The sequence below is a fragment of the Nitrospira sp. genome (genome assembly GCA_005116745.1).
Lineage (GTDB): Bacteria > Nitrospirota > Nitrospiria > Nitrospirales > Nitrospiraceae > Nitrospira_D.
Map to the genome: position 1 here is coordinate 297,352 of SWDS01000001.1, position 18,521 is coordinate 315,872.

General features: G+C 55.8%; 21 protein-coding genes. 19 read left to right on the forward strand and 2 right to left on the reverse strand.

Annotation, left to right across the window (positions count from 1 at the left end; translation table 11 throughout):
- The first annotated feature begins 2 nt into the window (after positions 1-2).
- The 5 genes from E8D52_01420 to E8D52_01440 all read left to right on the forward strand — a co-directional run bounded on the left by E8D52_01420 (position 3) and on the right by E8D52_01440 (position 5,538).
- Positions 3-1,250, forward strand: a complete 1,248-nt coding sequence (locus E8D52_01420) for a diguanylate cyclase (protein ID TKB70780.1) — start codon at positions 3-5, stop codon at positions 1,248-1,250.
- Positions 1,251-1,376: 126 nt separating this feature from the next.
- Positions 1,377-2,057 (forward strand): succinate dehydrogenase cytochrome b subunit, encoded by a 681-nt coding sequence (locus tag E8D52_01425; protein ID TKB70781.1) that lies wholly within the window; start codon positions 1,377-1,379, stop codon positions 2,055-2,057.
- On the forward strand, positions 2,057-3,967 hold the full coding sequence (locus E8D52_01430) for a fumarate reductase/succinate dehydrogenase flavoprotein subunit (protein TKB70927.1): 1,911 nt from the start codon (positions 2,057-2,059) through the stop codon (positions 3,965-3,967). Before E8D52_01425 ends, E8D52_01430 begins: the two co-directional genes overlap by 1 nt.
- 59 nt (positions 3,968-4,026) lie before the next feature.
- The gene (locus E8D52_01435; protein ID TKB70782.1) at positions 4,027-4,815 is read left to right on the forward strand and encodes a succinate dehydrogenase/fumarate reductase iron-sulfur subunit; all 789 of its coding nucleotides are present in this window, start codon (positions 4,027-4,029) and stop codon (positions 4,813-4,815) included.
- A gap of 198 nt (positions 4,816-5,013) precedes the next feature.
- Entirely contained in the window at positions 5,014-5,538 is a 525-nt protein-coding gene (locus E8D52_01440; GenBank protein TKB70783.1) for a PilZ domain-containing protein, read from the forward strand.
- 15 nt (positions 5,539-5,553) lie between these two features.
- Here the strand turns inward: E8D52_01440 and E8D52_01445 are convergent, their stop codons facing one another.
- Positions 5,554-5,859 (reverse strand): hypothetical protein, encoded by a 306-nt coding sequence (locus tag E8D52_01445; GenBank protein TKB70784.1) that lies wholly within the window; start codon positions 5,857-5,859, stop codon positions 5,554-5,556.
- Between the two features lie 100 nt (positions 5,860-5,959).
- Here E8D52_01445 and E8D52_01450 point away from each other — a divergent pair, with 100 nt between their 5' ends.
- The 14 genes from E8D52_01450 (at position 5,960) to E8D52_01515 (ending at position 17,691) form a co-directional block, all read left to right on the forward strand.
- Positions 5,960-6,562, forward strand: a complete 603-nt coding sequence (locus E8D52_01450; GenBank protein ID TKB70785.1) for a LemA family protein — start codon at positions 5,960-5,962, stop codon at positions 6,560-6,562.
- A gap of 40 nt (positions 6,563-6,602) precedes the next feature.
- Positions 6,603-7,493 carry a hypothetical protein gene (locus E8D52_01455; protein TKB70786.1) on the forward strand — a complete coding sequence of 297 codons (891 nt, stop codon included), beginning with the start codon at positions 6,603-6,605 and terminating at the stop codon, positions 7,491-7,493.
- Positions 7,480-8,142 carry a hypothetical protein gene (locus tag E8D52_01460; protein TKB70787.1) on the forward strand — a complete coding sequence of 221 codons (663 nt, stop codon included), beginning with the start codon at positions 7,480-7,482 and terminating at the stop codon, positions 8,140-8,142. Before E8D52_01455 ends, E8D52_01460 begins: the two co-directional genes overlap by 14 nt.
- 116 nt (positions 8,143-8,258) lie before the next feature.
- On the forward strand, positions 8,259-8,753 hold the full coding sequence (locus E8D52_01465) for a polymer-forming cytoskeletal protein (GenBank protein TKB70788.1): 495 nt from the start codon (positions 8,259-8,261) through the stop codon (positions 8,751-8,753).
- 249 nt (positions 8,754-9,002) lie between these two features.
- On the forward strand, positions 9,003-10,616 hold the full coding sequence (gene murJ, locus E8D52_01470; GenBank protein ID TKB70789.1) for a murein biosynthesis integral membrane protein MurJ: 1,614 nt from the start codon (positions 9,003-9,005) through the stop codon (positions 10,614-10,616).
- A complete protein-coding gene (locus tag E8D52_01475; GenBank protein ID TKB70790.1) occupies positions 10,574-11,149 on the forward strand; it encodes a methylated-DNA--[protein]-cysteine S-methyltransferase in 576 nt (191 codons plus the stop codon). The genes murJ and E8D52_01475 overlap by 43 nt, the downstream gene beginning before the upstream one ends.
- Positions 11,150-11,158: 9 nt before the next feature.
- The gene (locus E8D52_01480) at positions 11,159-11,608 is read left to right on the forward strand and encodes a D-tyrosyl-tRNA(Tyr) deacylase (GenBank protein TKB70791.1); all 450 of its coding nucleotides are present in this window, start codon (positions 11,159-11,161) and stop codon (positions 11,606-11,608) included.
- A 96-nt stretch (positions 11,609-11,704) separates the two neighbouring features.
- The gene (locus E8D52_01485; GenBank protein ID TKB70792.1) at positions 11,705-12,271 is read left to right on the forward strand and encodes a hypothetical protein; all 567 of its coding nucleotides are present in this window, start codon (positions 11,705-11,707) and stop codon (positions 12,269-12,271) included.
- 50 nt (positions 12,272-12,321) lie between these two features.
- Positions 12,322-13,152, forward strand: a complete 831-nt coding sequence (locus E8D52_01490; GenBank protein ID TKB70793.1) for a hypothetical protein — start codon at positions 12,322-12,324, stop codon at positions 13,150-13,152.
- 12 nt (positions 13,153-13,164) lie between these two features.
- Positions 13,165-14,151, forward strand: coding sequence for a transcriptional regulator (locus E8D52_01495; GenBank protein TKB70794.1), 987 nt, complete (start codon positions 13,165-13,167; stop codon positions 14,149-14,151).
- A 77-nt stretch (positions 14,152-14,228) separates the two neighbouring features.
- Positions 14,229-15,506: an ATP-binding protein gene (locus E8D52_01500; protein ID TKB70795.1), complete on the forward strand. Its 1,278-nt coding sequence runs from the start codon at positions 14,229-14,231 to the stop codon at positions 15,504-15,506.
- A gap of 291 nt (positions 15,507-15,797) precedes the next feature.
- The gene (locus tag E8D52_01505) at positions 15,798-16,586 is read left to right on the forward strand and encodes a hypothetical protein (protein TKB70796.1); all 789 of its coding nucleotides are present in this window, start codon (positions 15,798-15,800) and stop codon (positions 16,584-16,586) included.
- Complete coding sequence (locus E8D52_01510; GenBank protein ID TKB70797.1) at positions 16,573-16,953, forward strand: hypothetical protein; 381 nt, start codon at positions 16,573-16,575, stop codon at positions 16,951-16,953. Before E8D52_01505 ends, E8D52_01510 begins: the two co-directional genes overlap by 14 nt.
- Positions 16,954-17,247: 294 nt before the next feature.
- Complete coding sequence (locus E8D52_01515; GenBank protein TKB70798.1) at positions 17,248-17,691, forward strand: glyoxalase; 444 nt, start codon at positions 17,248-17,250, stop codon at positions 17,689-17,691.
- Positions 17,692-17,707: 16 nt separating this feature from the next.
- Here the strand turns inward: E8D52_01515 and mtgA are convergent, their stop codons facing one another.
- Complete coding sequence (mtgA, locus tag E8D52_01520; protein TKB70799.1) at positions 17,708-18,517, reverse strand: monofunctional biosynthetic peptidoglycan transglycosylase; 810 nt, start codon at positions 18,515-18,517, stop codon at positions 17,708-17,710.
- Between the last annotated feature and the right edge of the window lie 4 nt (positions 18,518-18,521).

Genomic DNA, 18,521 nt, shown 5'->3' on the forward strand with positions numbered 1-18,521 from the left:
GAGTGTCGACAGATAGTCTCAATCGACGCATCCTCGTTGTGGACGACAACCCATCGATCCATGACGACTTCCGGAGAATTCTTCAACTCGATACCGAGTCGGAGGCTCTTGAAAAGGCACGTTTGGCCTTATTTGGGGACGCCAGTCGTATTCAGGCTCATGAGCCCTTCCAGGTTGATTGTACGGATCAAGGACAGGTGGCATTGGACTTGGTGCAGGCTTCGAACAATACGGGTAGACCGTATGCCGTTGCCTTTGTCGATATGAGGATGCCGCCGGGCTGGGATGGGCTCGAAACCATTGAGCAGCTCTGGAAAGCTGATTCCGAGCTGCAGGTGGTCATCTGCACGGCCTATTCCGATCAGCCTTGGGGAGAAATCAGGGAACGGATAGGGAGAACCGACAAGTTACTGATTCTGCAGAAGCCATTTAACGGCATTGAAGCCTTGCAGCTCGCCACCGCGCTCTGCTGGAAATGGGACTTGGCGAATAAGGCTGTTGGACAGCTGCATGAGTTGAGTCGTTTGGTCGATGAACGCACAGCGGAGCTCCAGCGTGCGAACCAGCAACTCACGGACATCAACGGCGCCCTGATGCGAACCGTGGTAAATCTTGAGTCGGCACAGACAGAAATATTACGGCAAAATGGCGAGCTGGAGCGTTTGGCCTCGCGCGATCCGCTCACCGGATGTCTGAACCGCCGTGCGTTCTACGCACTGTTTGAGAAAGCGTTTGCGGAGAGCCGCGAGCACGGAAACGAGCTCTGTTGTGTGATGGTCGACATTGATCACTTCAAGCGTGTGAATGATCAATATGGACATGCCGTCGGCGATCAAGCCATCCAAGCAGTCGCCAACTGTCTCTCCGCAGGGTTGCGGTTGACGGACACGGTCGGGCGCTACGGAGGAGAAGAGTTCTGTCTGATGTTCCCTCGCACGGCGCTGGCCGAAGCGACGGCTCTGGCGGAACGTTTGCGAATACGTGTTGGGACTGAGGCGGGCAGCCGGCTTCGGATGGTGCCTGGCTTGACACTGACGGTGAGCCTCGGGGTGTCGGCCCTCGCGTTCGGAGCACGGACGCCGTTGGAGCTGATCGATCAAGCGGACAAGGCGCTCTATGCCGCCAAGGAGGGTGGGCGGAATTGTGTCATGGCGCTCGCCGTGCTGGTCCCAGGGATGCATCCGTCCGAGCAACTGGAGCTCCAAGTGAAGCGTGTGACGCCACGGTCTGGACCGGCAGGCGCTCGATAACATCCTTGGTACCTGCGATCACTCAGCGAGCGCGAACTACCACGCCGCTGTATCGTCGTGCATCAGGACACCTCTCCAACATTCCCATGAGTCTTCGGGAATCCAAGCGGTGTATAATGATCGCAGATGGCACGCCAGTCTCACGATTTCCAGTCCTCAGTCGGCCGTAAAGTCGTCATGGCCCTCAGCGGGCTGGGGCTCGTTCTCTATGTTATTTTTCACATGTTGGGGAACCTACAAGTATTCGAAGGATCCCATGCGCTCAATGGCTATGCGGCGATGCTCCGCGACATGCCGATCCTCCTCTGGACCGCCCGGATCGGGTTGCTGAGCCTTGCGGCACTCCACATCGTCCTGGCGATCCAGTTGACCTTGCGAAATCGTCGTGCTCGCCCGGTCGCCTATGCGGTCCGTGAGTATCGCCAAGCATCGTTCGCATCCCGCACCATGGCCATCTCCGGCTTTGTGCTCTTGCTCTTCCTCATATTTCACCTCTTGCATCTGACAGCCGGCGTCATCGATCCCTCTTCTGCCGATCGCCTCGACACCGAAGGACATCGTGATGTGTATGGGAAGATCGTTCACGCTTTTCAGAATCCATTTATCGTGGCGTGTTACTTGACGGGTCAGCTGGGGCTGGGTTTGCATCTGAACCATGCCGTCACCAGCAGTTTACAGACATTGGGGCTTGAACGCGCGGCATTCAACCGACTCATCAAGGCCGCTGGTCCCACGGTCGCGCTGTTGGTCGTTCTTGGCAATGTCGCCATCATCCTCGCCATCTTCTTGGGGATCGTACGCGGATGATGAAACTTGATCCAAAAATTCCTGCCGGCCCGCTGGAAACCAAATGGGATCGACATCGATTCAGCGAAAAATTAGTGAGTCCGAATAACAAGCGGAAAATCACGGTCATCGTCGTTGGCACCGGCCTCGCAGGAGCCAGTGCGGCCTCGACCTTGGGACAGCTCGGCTATCAGGTGGAATGCTTTTGTTTTCAGGATAGTCCACGCCGTGCGCATAGTATTGCGGCACAAGGTGGGATCAATGCCGCAAAGAATTATCAGGATGATGGGGACAGTGTGGCCCGGCTTTTTTACGATACGATCAAGGGTGGAGACTTTCGTTCGCGAGAGGCGAATGTCTATCGGCTTGCCCAGGTCAGTGCACAAATTATCGATCAATGTGTGGCTCTCGGTGTTCCGTTTGCCCGTGAATATGGCGGGCAGTTGGCCAACCGATCGTTTGGAGGTGTCCAAGTCTCGCGGACGTTCTACTGTCGCGGACAGACCGGACAGCAACTGCTCTTGGGCGCCTATTCGGCGCTCTGCTGGCAGATTGAACGTGGACAGGTCACGATGCACCCACGGACCGAGATGCTCGATCTGATCGTGATTGACGGTCAGGCCCGAGGAATCGTGGTGCGTGATCTCGTCACGGGACGGGTGAGTATCCAGACGGCCCATGCCGTGGTACTGGCGACCGGCGGTTACAGCAACGTGTACTACCTGTCGACCAATGCGAGCGGCAGCAATGTGACGGCCACGTATCGGGCATGGAAACAGGGTGCCGCATTCGCGAATCCGTGCTTTATGCAGATTCATCCCACGGCGATCCCGCCAGGGGGTGAACACCAGGCCAAGTTGACCCTGATGTCCGAATCGCTCCGCAACGACGGACGGTTGTGGGTGCCGAAGATGGCTGCGGATCACCGGCTTCCTGGCGACATACCCGCCGAAGAACGCGACTATTTTCTGGAACGCCGGTACCCCCGTTTCGGCAATCTTGCGCCACGAGACATCGCGTCCCGTGCCGTGAAGACTGTGTGCGACGAAGGCCATGGCGTTGGCCCGGGAGGTCAGGGCGTGTACCTGGATTTTGCCGATGTGATTGAGCGGCAGGGGCAGGATGTCGTCCACGAGCGCTATGGCAACCTCTTCGACATGTATAACCGGATCACAGGGGAAGATGCCTACCACGTCCCCATGCGGATTTATCCGGCGCCACACTATACGATGGGGGGGCTTTGGGTTGATTACAATCTTATGAGTACCATCCCGGGACTGTTCGTGATTGGAGAAGCAAATTTTGCGGATCATGGCGCCAACCGGCTCGGCGCTAGCTCCTTGATGCAAGGGCTCGCCGATGGGTATTTTATCCTGCCCTATACGATCGGTCATTACTTGGCGACGGCGAAGCTTTCACCGGTTGGGGAAGATCACAAGGAATCACGCGCGGCGCTTCAGCGCGTGACGGGCAGGATCAGCCGCCTGCTGAACGCGAAAGGCCGTCGAACCGCGGCCTCATTTCATCGCGAAGTCGGCAAATTCTTATGGGATCACTGCGGCATGTCTCGCAACAAAGCAGGGCTTGAACTGGCACTGCGGTCGATCCCGGCCCTACGGGAAGAATTTTGGCGAAATGTCGTGGTTCCTGGATCAGGAGAAGCCTTCAACCAAGAGCTGGAATATGCGGGGAGAGTGGCTGACTATCTTGAGTTTGCTGAACTGCTTTGTCACGATGCGTTACATCGGGAAGAGTCGTGCGGGGCACATTTCCGCGAAGAGCATCAGACGGCCGAGGGTGAACCAACGCGCGACGATACCTGTTTTGCGCATGTTGCCGCATGGGAGTACCGAGAGCATGCAGTACCTACCTTGCACAAGGAGCCTCTTGCCTTCGAATTCGTGCAGCCGACCACGAGAAGTTACCAATAATCGGTGAGGGGGTGAGCGGGAGTAGAGGAAAGCGTTAAGAGAAAGCCTGGTAGCGGGTCATGACGTTCACATTAAAAATTTGGCGCCAGAAGAGTCCAGACGAGAAAGGCCGGTTTGTGACGTATGAAGCTCACGACGTCGGCCCCGGCATGTCGTTCTTAGAAATGCTTGATGGCGTGAATCAGGGATTGATCGCCAAGGGTGAAGAGCCGGTGGCGTTTGAGCAGGATTGCCGTGAAGGCATCTGCGGAAGTTGCTCTCTGGTAATCAATGGAATCCCGCATGGCCCGGACCGTGGCATGGCCACCTGTCAGTTGTACATGCGGCGGTTTCCAGACGGAGCCGTCATCACGATCGAGCCGTGGCGCGCACGGGCTTTTCCCATCATCAAGGATCTGGTGGCTGATCGCCGAGCCCTGGATCGAGTCATGCAAGCAGGAGGTTATGTCTCCGTCAACACCGGTGGAGCGGTGGACGGGAACGTCTTGTTAATCGAAAAAGATCAGGCCGAAACCGCGATGGATGCCGCATCCTGCATCGGTTGTGGGGCCTGTGTGGCTGCGTGTAAGAATGCCTCGGCCATGCTGTTTGTGGCGGCCAAGGTGTCCCACTTGGCGCTCTTGCCGCAAGGGAAACCCGAGCGCACGCGGCGGGTGAAGGCGATGTTAGACGCCATGGATCGAGAAGGATTCGGTTCGTGCGGCAATCAATATGAGTGTGAAGCTGTCTGTCCGAAACGCATCAGTGTCCGCTTCATCGCCACGCTCAATCGCGAATATCTCCGGGCCGGTGTCGTTGAATCCGGTCTTCCTGCTGAGCCGGAATCTCCCCACGCAGAGTCTGCCTAGCCGGTACGCTGACGGTAGGGCTCTCCTCGTTGTGATTCGTCACCAAGCGCGTTGTCGACCGCCAATCTCTCAAATGGTGTAAAAGCATGCTGGAAGCCATTTTGCGCCAGATAGCAATCAGCTTGACTGTAGGGGGAAGGCCTTTATAGTGCGGTTATAGGCTGGTGGTGGGGTGGAGATGAGAAAGAGGCACATCGAATGAGTCGCCAGGTGACCTGCCCACGGTGTCACAAGGACGATGTCGTGCAGGGACGACCGCAGACCCCACGTGAACTGGTTGCGGCGCTCATGTGGATTGTTCCATTCCAGTGCCAAGACTGTCGCCATCGTTTCCTCGCCCGTCGGGTGAGTACGGCGAGATCCTCTCACCCACTTGAGCGCCGGGAACACCTCCGTATCCCTGTTCGTTTGTGCCTGTCGTTTTCCGGAGGGAAGGTCAGGGGCGAGGGTATGGTACTGGACCTCTCCTTGGGTGGTTGTATTATCGAGAGCAAAACTCACGTTCGGATTGACGATATTTTCTATCTAGAGATTGCCCTCGCCGAGGATGAAGCTCCCATCGAAGTCGCTGCCATGGTACGATCCGTGAGTGTGCGTGGCATCGCCTTCAAGTTTCTCCGCACAGCTCAAGAGAACAAACGTCTACAGGCTTTCATCCAATCACATTCGGGTTCCACGTCCAATGTCCTCTCCAAGGCCGTCGAGCCGATCGTCACCGGCTAGCCTCGATTTCTAGGCCTAGATTGGCATCTCCCAGGCAGACGGCAGCGGATAGTCACTGATCAAGCGGTCATGCTCGGCGCGATCGTACGGCTCGATGGTCAGATCATGTTGATCCATCGGTTCCGTGCAGGCTAAAGAAGAGAATGCATCGATCAACGCCTGGGCCTTGTCTTTTGTTGAAAATCGACAAAGCCCGTGTTCGGGCATGCCTGACGACGGGTGCCAGAAGGCGAGGTCGATCGCACGGCCTTGATAGATGCCAAGGGCGCGGTGTCGCACTTGAAACCCACCAGGTTCATGGATCAATCGCTTCCGTGGCATAGCCCCTCTTGACCGACATATCTTAATGATTATCCCCATGGTAGCATGATTGCGAGAGCAAGGGACATTGCGTCCTGCTCTATGGCTGAAGGAGGGAACGATGGGGCGTACGTGGTGGACAAAGACGGTGATGACTCTAGCAATGATCAGTGCGTGTTCTGTGTCCGGGTGTGGGTACAACGACCTCCAAGGGTTGGATGAAGATACGAAGGCGGCGTGGAGTGAAGTGATCAATCAATACCAGCGCCGTGCCGACCTCATTCCTAACCTTGTTGCGACGGTCAAGGGGTACGCGGCTCACGAAAAAGAGACGCTTGAGGGGGTGGTGAATGCCAGGGCCAAGGCGACCGGCATCCAAGTGACGCCTGAGGTGCTCAAGGACCCAGCCGCATTCGAGGCATTTCAGAAGGCGCAAGCCGGGTTGGCCTCGGCGCTAGGTCGTCTGATTGCCATCGCGGAAAACTACCCGAACCTCAAAGCTGATCAAAATTTTCGGGATCTCCAGAGCCAACTCGAAGGGACGGAAAATCGGATCACCGTGGCCCGTAAACGGTATATCGATCGAGTGGCGGACTACAACAAGATGGTCCGGTACTTCCCGACCAACCTGACGGCCAAGTTTCTCCTACACCTGGAAGAGCGTCCCAACTTTACCGTCGCCGATGAAAAGGCTGTAGCGAAACCGCCAGAAGTGAAGTTTTAAGTTGAAGGGGAAGCTGAGGCGAAGGGGGAGCGCATTCAAAATGAGCCGCCTCTCGTCCTGCTGGGCTCTTATAATCGTCCTACTCGCCGTCTTACTTGCGACGCCTGCCGTTGCCCTTGATGTCCCTCCACTGGCCGGGCGAGTCGTCGATCTCGCCCATATCTTGCCGAATTCCACGGTTGAGTCGCTGACCACTCAACTGGCGGCGCATGAAACCAAATCAAGCAATCAAGTGGCTGTCCTCATCATTCCCTCTCTCGAAGGTGATGCGATCGAGGAATTCTCCCATCGCGTGGCGACGGCCTGGAAACTTGGCCAAAAAGGAACCGACAATGGCGCGCTGCTGTTGATGGCGATCCAGGAACGCAAGGTTCGTATCGAGGTCGGATATGGGTTGGAGGGCGTCCTAACGGACGCCCGCTCGGCACAGATCATCAGGAATGAGATCGTGCCTCGGTTTCGTGCCGGTGATATGCCTGGAGGAGTCACTGCCGGGATCAACGCCATTCTCAAGACAATCGAGGGGACCTATCAGGCGTCCGAGAAGACAGTCCCTCGACAGGAGAGCGATGTCATCGAGCAGGTCGTCGTCGCCGTCGTTGTTGGATTGCTCGTGGGGCTCGTGTTCATGAATATCCATCGATTTATCGGCCCGGTTGCGGGAGCAGGGATTTCCACACTCCTGGCGCCTTGGTTGGTTCCGGCACTCATGGCAAGCGGTATTACCGTGCTCCTCCTGCTGGTGATTGGTGCCTCTAGTGCCGGGGGAAGGAGGAGTCGATCTAGCGGTATAGATGATTGGATCTGGTACAGCAGTCGCGGCGGTGGATGGGGTGGAGGCTCTCTTGGTGGTGGTGGAGGATTCGGTGGGGGCGGCTTTAGTGGAGGAGGCGGCAGTTTCGGGGGAGGAGGTGCCAGTGGAAACTGGTGAGGGGTTGCGACTTGCAGCCGAAGAGCGGGAGCGGATCAGGCTGGCGGTACATGCGGCAGAAGAGCATACGAATGCGGAGATCGTCCCAATGCTCGTCAGCCGGTCCGGACTCTACCGCGACACGCAACATCGCGCTGGGTTGATTCTTGCCTTGTTCACCCTCACTCTATTGTTGAGCACTGAACTACTCTGGCTTCCCTGGGGCTGGCATGCGTCCAATGCCGCCTGGCTGGTACTGGCGACAATCCTGGCCTACGGTGCAGGGGTATGGCTCGGTACCTATGACCCGATCGTTCGCCTGCTCACTCCGACCGATCGGATGCGACATAAAGTCAGGCTCAGGGCTGAACGTGCCTTCGCGCAACATGCGGTCTCTCAGACTCGCGAGCGAACCGGTGTGCTGATCATGGTGTCTCTCTTGGAGCACCAGATCCACGTGTTGGCGGATCGACCCTTGTTTCAACAAGTGTCGAGTGAGCAATGGTCGAAGGTTGTCGAGGCTGCTGTCGATCGATTGAAGACGGGAGATGTCATCGGTGGCGTATGCCAGAGTATCCAGAGGTGCGGTGTGCTTCTGGCTGAAGTGTGCCCTGGTCGTCCAGGAGACAATCCTGATGAATTATCGAATGAATTGGTCCAGGAGCCATAAAACTCCGCTCCCTTCCGTTCCGCCCTCAATAAAACACCCCAGTCAACCGATAGATAAGAGACTTGGCGGGACCATTCAGCTCAGGTGGACTATTCGGATAAGGAGGGAGCCCTATCATGTGGAAACAGGAGGAGGCAGGAGGGGGAGAAGTGGAACGAGAACGGTGGGTGGAGGACAAGCGCAGTCTACCAAAGGGCGGGCCGATCCTTCCGGATGAGGTGGCTTTCGTCGGCAAGGATGTTGAATTCAAGGGCGTGATCACCTATTCCGGCACGGTACGGATCGATGGGGCCTTGGACGGCGAAATTCACACCGACGGCGGCTTGCTCGTTGGGCCTGAGGCCGTACTCAAGGCCAAGGTCACAGCCGGGACCGTGGTATGCCAAGGAACCATCCACGGTGATATTCACGCGAAGGACCAGATTGTGCTCCGTGCTCCGGCCGTGGTGGAAGGGAGTCTGATCACTCCGGTTCTTTCTATGGAAGAGGGTGTGGTGTTCAATGGGACCTTGGAGATGAAGCCACAGGCCAAGGCTGAGCGGTTGAGGGACGTAGAGGACAACGTCGTCAGCATCACGAGTCGGCCGCCTGTTCAACGACTCGCGGCGTGATCCGCCGAACAATGAGGCTCCTGGCACGAAACTCCGGCACACGCCAGGGGCCTGGCTCGGCAAGAAGTCGACCTGCTTTCTACTTCTTCCTTCAGTCGATCAGTCACTCACATTGTGATGACTCACTGATTCGTCCTCCCACTTCAAATTGTGAATTGGCTTGTACGCAGTGGTACGCCGGGGAGCGCTTCACGTTTCGTCTTCAAGCGCCGATAGACGCCCGGCAGTCGTTCCGCTAGAATCCGGTCCATGTCAGAGTCTCCCGTTTCGGCCGGTGCTCCAGCCAAACCCCAGGACGAGAATCAGTCGGTCGTCAAAGCGGCTGGGATGATCGGGGTCGCGACGTTTTCCAGTCGCGTGCTCGGCTTTGTCCGTGACATGGTTCTCGCCAAGCTCTTCGGCGCCACGCCGGCAGCCGATGCCTTCTTCGTTGCCTATCGTATCCCGAACCTGCTTCGTGAGCTTTTTGCCGAAGGCTCGATGTCCGCCGCGTTCATTCCCGTCTTCACCGAATATCACACGCTCAAGTCCAAGCAGGATGCGTGGGAGTTGGCCAGCGCCGTATTCACGACGTTGCTGACCATTGTGACCGGGATTACCATACTTGGGATCTTGGGAGCGGCGGGTATTGTCTGGCTCTTGGCTCCGGGGTTCCATGATGATCCGACCCGACTTGAAATGACGACGTTGCTCACGCGCATGATGTTTCCCTATCTCATTTTTATCAGCCTCGCCGCGCTGGCCATGGGAATCCTCAATTCTCTGCGGGCTTTCGCGGCCCCGGCGTTTTCTCCGGTCTTTTTCAATTTGTTCATCATCGGGTGCTCGCTCTTTCTGGCGCCAACCATGCGGGAACCCATCCTCGGTGTCGCCATTGGTGTTGTCGCCGGTGGCGCGGCGCAGTTTGCCATGCAATTGCCTGGGCTCAAGCTGCGCGGCATGTTGTTCGGATTCACGTTCAACCCCGGGCATCCCGGTGTGAGAAAGATCGGTCGGCTGATGATTCCGTCGCTGCTCGGGCTGTCGGTGACACAGATCAATATCACCGTGAGCACGATTCTGGGATCGTTTTTTGCCGGCGGCCCGACCTATCTCTTTTACGGCATGCGGCTCATTCAATTTCCCCTTGGCATTTTTGGCGTCGCCTTGGCCACGGCCATCCTCCCCACCTTATCGGCACAAGCGGCCCGAGGTGCGTTGGACGAATTGCGCACGACGCTCGGGTTCGGTCTACGCATGATTCTCTTTATCATTGTGCCGGCGATGGTGGGCTTGATCTTGCTGCGGACGCCGCTTGTGCATCTCTTTTTTGAGCACGGCACGTTCACAGCGCATGATACCGCTGAGACTGCCTTTGCGGTGCTGTGCTATGCCCTTGGCTTGTGGGCATTCGGGGGAGTGCGTATTATTGTCTCGGCGTTCTACTCGTTGAAGGACACGACCACGCCGGCCATTTCTGCTGCGATTGCGGTGGTGGCGAATATCCTGTTTTCGCTGGTGCTGATGTCGCACCTGGGGGCGGCAGGGCTGGCGCTTGCGACTGCGCTAGCTGCGATGGTCAATGGCGGAATTCTCGTGGTGGTGTTGAATCGTCGGCTGGGTGGTGTCGAGTGGAAATCAGTCATTCGCTCGGCTGGACGAGTGCTGGTGGCCTGTGTGCCCATCGTCATGGCCTGTTGGTGGGTGGCTGGTGCTCAGGTCTGGACTCAGCCTGACGACTGGGCCGAGAAATCCGGCATGCTTATCGCTGCCATTGGGTTGAGTATCGGCGGATATTTTGGCGTCCATGCCTTGTTGAGGTCGGATGAATTGGGTGTCGTATGGGGGATGGTGCGGAGAAAGTTGGGACGGTTCATCGGCTAGTCAGGAGTCGTGTGATGAGGCGTGCGATAGTATTTAAGTCCCTCTGGGGCTGGATGGGGATTTCTGAGTCCGACAAAGGGATTCGATCGATTGTATTACCCAAAAAATCGAAGCGAGCAGTCGAGTCTGAGCTCAGAGCAGAGTCGAATGAGCTAGTGCAACAAGGAGCGTCCACCAGACTGGAAGTAGCCCGTCGTCAGTTGCTCGACTATCTAGCAGGAAAACGAAGCATCTTCGACGTGCCGCTCGATTTCTCACAGGGAACCTCGTTCCAACGACAGGTCTGGCGGACGTTGCAGCGAGTGCCGTATGGCAAGCTCCGTTCGTACCAATGGATTGCGTTACGTGTGGGCGGACCTCAGTATGCCCGCGCGGTCGGCAACGCGGTCGGTGCGAATCCGTTGCCGATCGTGATTCCTTGTCACAGGATTGTCGCCCACGATGCCTCGCTCGGCGGCTTCTCCGGTGGACTATCCATGAAACGGATGTTGCTGTCGCTCGAAGGGACGCTCACTCAATTGCAGGGAGGATGACGTCAGCCGATGAGAGCAGTCCTTCAGCGCGTCACTAGTGCCTCAGTGGAAGTCGATGGGAAGATTGTGGGCCGGATCCAACAGGGTCTGATGGTGTTGTTGGGTGTTGCGAAAGGCGATGACGCGTCTGACGCGAAGTATCTGGTCGACAAAATCCGGACCCTCCGCATCTTTGCCGATGAGCAGGGAAAGATGAATCGATCGCTCACAGAGGTCGGTGGAGGCGTGCTGTTGGTCACCCAATTCACGCTGTTGGGCCGGACGACCAACGGGCGCCGCCCCAGTTTTGACGAGGCTGGTTTTCCTGATGACGCCAAGCGCCTCTATGAACAGGTCGCGGCTGATTTGCGGGCATGCGGGACGCCGGTTGAAACGGGAGTCTTTGCTGCCCATATGGAGGTGGCCTTAGTGAACGACGGACCAGTGACATTCGTGGTGGATAGCGGGGAGAGGCGCTAGTTCGGATTCAAGGTCTGCCGATCGAGTCCGATAGAACTGGTGACGGTGAGATCGTACGCGACTCTGATATACTGAAGACAAATATTGGAGGTGCTGATGGGAACTCAAGTTTCTCCACGACACCCGCTCCGGCAACTCTTCGGCGCCTTAACCGAGAAGAGCTTTATGGAACACCTCGGTTGGCCCGATGCCAAGGTCACATCCTACGTCTCAAATCTTTTAGTCGATTTTACCTCTACGGATCAGCTCTATAAGATCAGAAATCGAGAGAATCAGCAGGTCGATTCGATTGTGGACTTACTCTTCGAGTCCGAGGTCATGCTTGAAGCCCAATCGCTGGACCGTGAACGAGATGTGCATCGCCATATCGGTGATTTCACCCTGTTCATGGCGGGATTGTTTCCTGAGTACCTTCGACGGCTTAAAACGGCTGGGCGCATCTATCACAAGGACTTCCTTGTGGACTATGTGAAGACCGGCAAGCGGTCATACGGAATCGTTGCGCAGATCGGTCGTGATGATGCGGACACCAGCTTGCCCTTGTTTCGAAAACTGTCCGAGAACTTTGAACTCTGTGTGACAGGTCTGGGTTTTGTACGATCCGATCTCGATCGCATGCAGAATCCCGCCTATCAGAAGACCCGGGACTTGCTCTTGAATTGAAATCTGTCCGCCCCATCATCCTCGTGCACGGGGGTGCCGGCCCTCGCGCGATGACCTCACCACAAGGCGACTGCCTGCGTGCCGCGCTGCAAGTCGGGTATCATTTCCTCGATCGAGGCAGCTCCGCACTCGTTGCCGTCGAACAGACCATTCGCGTGCTTGAGCGCAGCGGACTCTTTAATGCGGGAACAGGAGCGCATCTGCAACTCGACGGAGTGCGGCGGATGGATGCGTCCATCATGGAAGGGGATAGCTGGCGCGCCGGTGCTGTGGCCTCGATTGAAGGTATCGTTCATCCGATCAGTGCTGCCAGGCTCGTGATGGAAGAAACAGATCATGTCTTGCTTGTGGGGCTCATGGCGACGAAGTTCGCCAGGCATTTCAAGATGGAGCGCCACCGGCTTGGGACAAGACCTCGCCGGCTATCCTATGGCGCGATGCTCAAGCGGATAAAATCAGGACGGGATCGGCATGGGACGGTCGGAGCTGTCGCACTCGATCGAGCTGGAATAGTTGCTGCTGGGGCATCGACTGGAGGGATTGATCGCATGCTGCCAGGCCGAGTGGGGGATACGCCGATCATCGGCTGCGGGGTCTATGCTGACAATGAAGCCGGCGCGGTGTCGATGACGGGTTGGGGTGAGAGCATCATCCGTCTTGCAGTAGCCAAATCAATTTGCGATCTATTAGAACGAGGAAAGACGCCGGCGATGGCGGCACGGCTTGTGTTGCAGAAGCTGGTCGCTCGGATCAAGGGATCTGCCGGATGCCTGGTCCTCAATCCTCAAGGACGATTTACCATTCGTCATTCCACCCCGCACATGATGGCCGGATACTGGGCCGGACGTGGAATCCCCGTGGTCAACGATACCTTCCGATAGCTGAGGACTGCCGTGGCTCCTCATAAGGGACGGAAACCTAAACGCTATAGCCAGGTCGCGCGCATCAGCATCATGCTGCGTCGGCTCAGTGGTGGGGCGACGGTGGCAGAACTGGCCGATGAGTTCCAAGTCACAAAGCGCCAGGTCCACCGAGATCTGCAACAGATTGAGGACTCAGGTTACCCATTAGAGCAGGAAGAGGGAAAATGGAGGCTTCCTCCAGGGTTCAAAGGGCTGGAGGTTGCAGTGTCACCGTACGAGCTTATGTCGCTCCATCTCGCGCTGAGCCATCTGACGTACTTGAAAGGCACACCGTTTGTTGAGGATTTGGAGACCATCATTAAAAAAGTTGAAGCGAGCTTGCCCGATAAGGTGAGAAATCATCTTGATCGAATCATCACGACCTTTGCGCCTCTCCAGCGGCCGGTCCGGGCCTATGCCACTCAAAGACAAGTCATCGAGTCCGTTCGAAAGGCATTACTTCGCCAACTCACGGTTGTTCTGCACGGCTACCGGAAGCCGGGAGAAAGCCCACAAGATTACAAGGTGAATCCCTATGGGCTGATTCTGTACCAGTATGGGCTGTACCTCATTGGGTATTCCCATCACGCGGCAGCGCTGCGAATGTTCGCGCTGGAGCGAGTCAAGACCATCACGGTCACAGAAGACATGTTCGATCTCCCCTCGTCTGTTTCTCTTGCGAAACGTCTCGATCGAGCCTTCGGTCTGATCGACGAGACACCGAAGGAAGTGAAAATCTGGATTGCGCCGGAGTGGGCCTATTTCGTCCAGGAACGAAGCTGGCATCCGACGCAGAGGATCAAGCTTCAGAAGGACGGTTCCGTGATTCTGACCATGCAGTGCGGCGGTCTCGACGAACTGACGGCATGGGTTCTGTCCTTCGGACCTGGGGCCAAGGTGCTCGGCCCGCAATCCCTGATCGACCAGGTCTCCAGCCAGCTGACAGCCGCCGCCCAATCATATCGATCCCTCCGCTAGTCCTCTCCAACGCCCAGTGACTTATTCTGTCGCACCACCGTGTTAGGGTTCCCTTGCACATCAAGAAGGAGGGAGACATGAGTGAGTCCCTGTTTCTCCAGAGACAAAGTAGCCGGTTTCTTGCCGCGCATCCGCGTGAGGCAGGGTGGGTCGTCCATGAATTTGGCGGCGACTCGGCTGAAGAGCTGTCGCTGAACTACCTATTGGATTGCCTCCGAGAGTGGCACCCGGCGGCAATCACACGCCGCACGGCCCTCCCGCTCGTTGGGGCGGGAACGTTTCGAAATTCGATGCCCATCTGCGCTGCGTCCGAAGCAGGTGCCCTGAACAGCGATTCAGAAGAAGCAAACGCCTATGGCTGGCGAGGGACCATTGAATTGATCTGGAACGGCCACGACATCCATTGTCACGTGTTCTCACTTATGTTGGGCAAGGGCTGCTTTGGAATCTATTTCGTTGCGACCAAGTCCCTTGCTGCCTTTCGAGAACTTCTTCTCGTTCTGGAGCGGTACGGCAAAGCCAGACTCAAGGAAAAGAAGAAGGAGATCTATGTCGTCAATGGCGAGAACATCCCGGTGACCGCGAGTTCTTGGAATGATCTGGTGCTACCGGCCCCGATGGTGCGGGATATTCGGAGCAACGTCGAAGGGTTCTTTGCGAGCCCTGAACGGTACACGGCCCTAGGCATCCCCCACCGTCGTGGGTTTCTGTTTGCCGGGCCGCCAGGTTGCGGGAAAACGCTCACACTCAAGACACTGGCCTTTAACACTCCTGCGAAGTTCATTTCCATGCTGGGGACAGTGGATGTGGACGACAGCATGCTCCGTCATGCCTTGGATCTAGCCGAGGGGTGTACACCGGCGGTTGTCCTCCTGGAGGATCTCGACCGGATCGTGGATGCCAAAGGCGTGTCGTTGTCATACTTCTTGAATCTGTTGGATGGCCTCAAAGTGTTGAACGGGGTGCTCGTGATTGCGACCTGCAACGAACCGGACAAGCTCGACCCGGCGCTGCTTCACCGCCCGAGCCGGTTCGACCGAGTCTGGAGGTTTGACCTGCCTAAGTATGAACAGCGTCTTGAACTTCTTCAGAAGAAAGGAGGAAAGTACTTCTCCGAATCAGCGCTGGAAAAGGCGGCCAGACGATCCGAAGGATTTTCCATGGCCTATGCTCAAGAAATTGTGGTGAACGCCCTGCTCGAATGCGCACATGAGGATCTGCCGCCCAGCGACGACCATCTGTTCAAGAGTCTGGATACGCTTAGGATGCAACGGAAAGAGGCCTCGAAGCCAGGGGAATCGATGGACGAACGAGAGAGTGTGGGATTTGGTTTGTCCGGACATGGAAATCGCTAGAGCTATGTCGCAAACTTGGCTGACAGCACAACTCTGGGGTATCATCGCGGTCCTAGTCTCAACGGTTTTCTACCTGAAGAGGAAGAAGCTGGGGTCTCTCGGGGTTTGTGTCGCCGCCATCGTGCCAGGTGAGAATGAATGATCCAGCATTCATTCTCACATATTATGCGAACTTGGAGTACGTTAGCACGTTATTCATCATGTAAAAAAAATCGAGAATACAGGAAGCTGCTTCCAAGTCTCCTTACCAAGTGGTCGAGATTGTGTAGGCACGTGAACAGAAGTATACGGATGGCATCTTGGAAACCGTGTGTCTTATTAACTGGAAAGGCTGAACGACTTGCAGAAAGTATGGTGTCGGATGTGAGCTTTCTTCTTCAAGTTTCCACCTCTCGTTTAGGCCAGGATCCACTCACCATTGATTTTTCGCTACATCGCTGGTTAGCGAGGGACAGAGAAGAGGCTTATTCTGATTGGTTAAAGTGGGTTCTTGAAGAACTATGCACGCCATTGAGAGTTGGGTACGTTTTGTTCGGGACCGACCTTCCTTCGCAGTTTCGTACTTGCCGAGATGTTTGTACTGTAGAAAGAGAAGTATGGGTAGAAAAAGGCCATGAAGGTAGACTTGGCCGGCTTGATTTGGTCGTCCGATTTGGGGACAAGATTGTTATCGTAATTGAAGTTAAAGTGATTGGTGCTGATTCTGCTGATACCGTAAAGCAAAGCGGCTACAGGGAGTGGATTGACCGCCAGCCCGCCGATTTCCGGAGTGCTATTTTACTAGCAGTGGGCGGTGAAGCGCAGAAGGAGTACGAGGGGTTTCAATTATTGTTATGGGAGACTTTTTGCGTGAGGTTAAGACATTGCATGTCAGAATTAACCAGTGAAGGACGCATGATTTCATCGGCTTTGATCGCGGGATTCACAGGAGCTGCGGAACAAAATCTTTTAGGTCTTCCTTCCCTGCGCAGAATGGAACAACCGCGAAGGCCGTTGCTGTTCATGACTCAACTTGCAAAAGCTAGAAGTTATCTGAGGTGCACGTTGAAAGGATATGGAGTAGCTGATGAGCCAAGTTGATCCATCTGAGGAACTGTTTACTGCGGGCATTGAAAGTTATCCGGGCGTAATGCAAGCAGTCTCGGAATTTAGAAGGCTTGTAACCGAATCTGCCAGGCGTATCATGTTGCGTCATATGGAAGAATTCAGGGCGGTCCTAAACAGAGAGGACTTGCACGAAAGCGAATTCAAAGATCTTAATGATATGAACGATTCGAGGATACAGGTTGGAGTTGTTGTCGGCTATCCCGAAACATGGGGAATTATGTGGGGCTTGAGATGGGATATAGCTGAAACAACGAGCGAACCGAAGGTCTTCCTTGGCGTAAGATTCGGCGGCTATAAGCGCCGGGACAGCTTCTTCAGGAAGTTCTCAAGCAATTATTAAATCGACAAATCAGTGATGGTTGGCTGTCCAGAAAAGTGGCCCTATGATGCGCAGCTTTTCAAAACGCTAGAGAAGAGCGGAAAAAGTGAAGAGCTAGAAGGGGCACTTGATGATGTAGTCTCTGTCTTTTTGGAGGTTTGTAAAAGTAAACAGGGGTTTAAGCCACTGCTACAGGAGCAGTGAAGCGAATTCCTTGGTCATCTTAGCCAGTTCTGATTTCGGTTGAGATGAACATCTAAGACTGCCGGTCTCAATGAGCATGGACCTGTAAATTATTAATTGATTCAATCACGAATGAGCCAAATTCTCTTTCATCTCGCTTTTCCAATCCACGACGTAGAAGCCACGCTTCGGTTCTACGTCGATGGGCTCGGCTGTACAGTCGGGCGTCGATCGAAACAGGCGGTCACGCTCGGTTTGGCAGGCCATCAGCTCGTCGCGCATCTTGTGCCGGAACAGCCTTCGAAGCAGAAAGGAATTTATCCCAGTCATTTTGGCCTGACTTTTCTGTCGCAAGAAGACTGGCAGGCGTTGGTGGATCAGGCAAAGGCCAAGGGGCTGACGTTCTATCAACAACCTCGTGTGCGCTTTCCTGGGACACGCATCGAACACCGCACGTTCTTCCTTGAAGACCCATCCCATAACCTGCTGGAGTTCAAGCACTACACCTACGAATCGGCTATCTTCGGGGAGCAGGATTTCAGTGAAGTGGGTGATGCTTCTGAGTATTCAGAGTAGCGACGGCTCAGCGGGTCTACTCGTCGGCGATTGGTATGGGTGTTGCGGATTGCCGATCGATCCATTTCAGAATACGTTCGTGGCGGCGTGCGAGGAACGTGGTTCTCCGCAAGGGATCATATCGACGCGGTGACGGCAAAATGGCCGCCAGCCAGGCGGCTTCGTCGGCTGTGAGATCAGACGAGGGTTTTCCGAAGTGATGACGAGCCGCAGCTTCAGCGCCATAGACGCCCTGCCCCCACTCGGCGACGTTGAGGTACAATTCGAGAATACGCTTTTTCGTCAGATGCTGTTCGAGTGAACGCGTAATCAGGGCTTCCCGTGCTTTTCGAAACAGGGACCGTTCGGATGACAAATAGAGGTTTTTGGCTAGTTGCTGAGTAATGGTGCTTCCACCTCGCTTGAGTTCGCCTGCTTCAAGATTGTATTTCGCTGCTTCTTTCATTCCTTCCCAGTCGAATCCTTCATGAGTGAAAAACGATGCATCTTCAGCTGCCACGACCGCATGGCGAAGGTGAGGAGAGATACGTGAGAGCGGTACCCACATCCACTGTCGTCCGATCGCGCGACGTTGATTCTTCGCTTGAGCCTGTCGAGCGTCCATCAGGGCCGTTGAGGTCGGGTTGGTCCTTGCAAGGAGCTCTGTGTCGGGAAGCGTAATCAGCCAGCTCATGGCCAGGAGGCCCAACGCCAGTCCGATGAGTGCAGTGCTTCTGAGGAGCACACGAGTCACCCTGCGTCGGCCGGTTGACTTGGGAGGAGGAGGATCGTATGTGTAGTGACGCAGAAAGGTCGGACTGTGATCGGTCTTCTGTCTTGAATCCATTAAT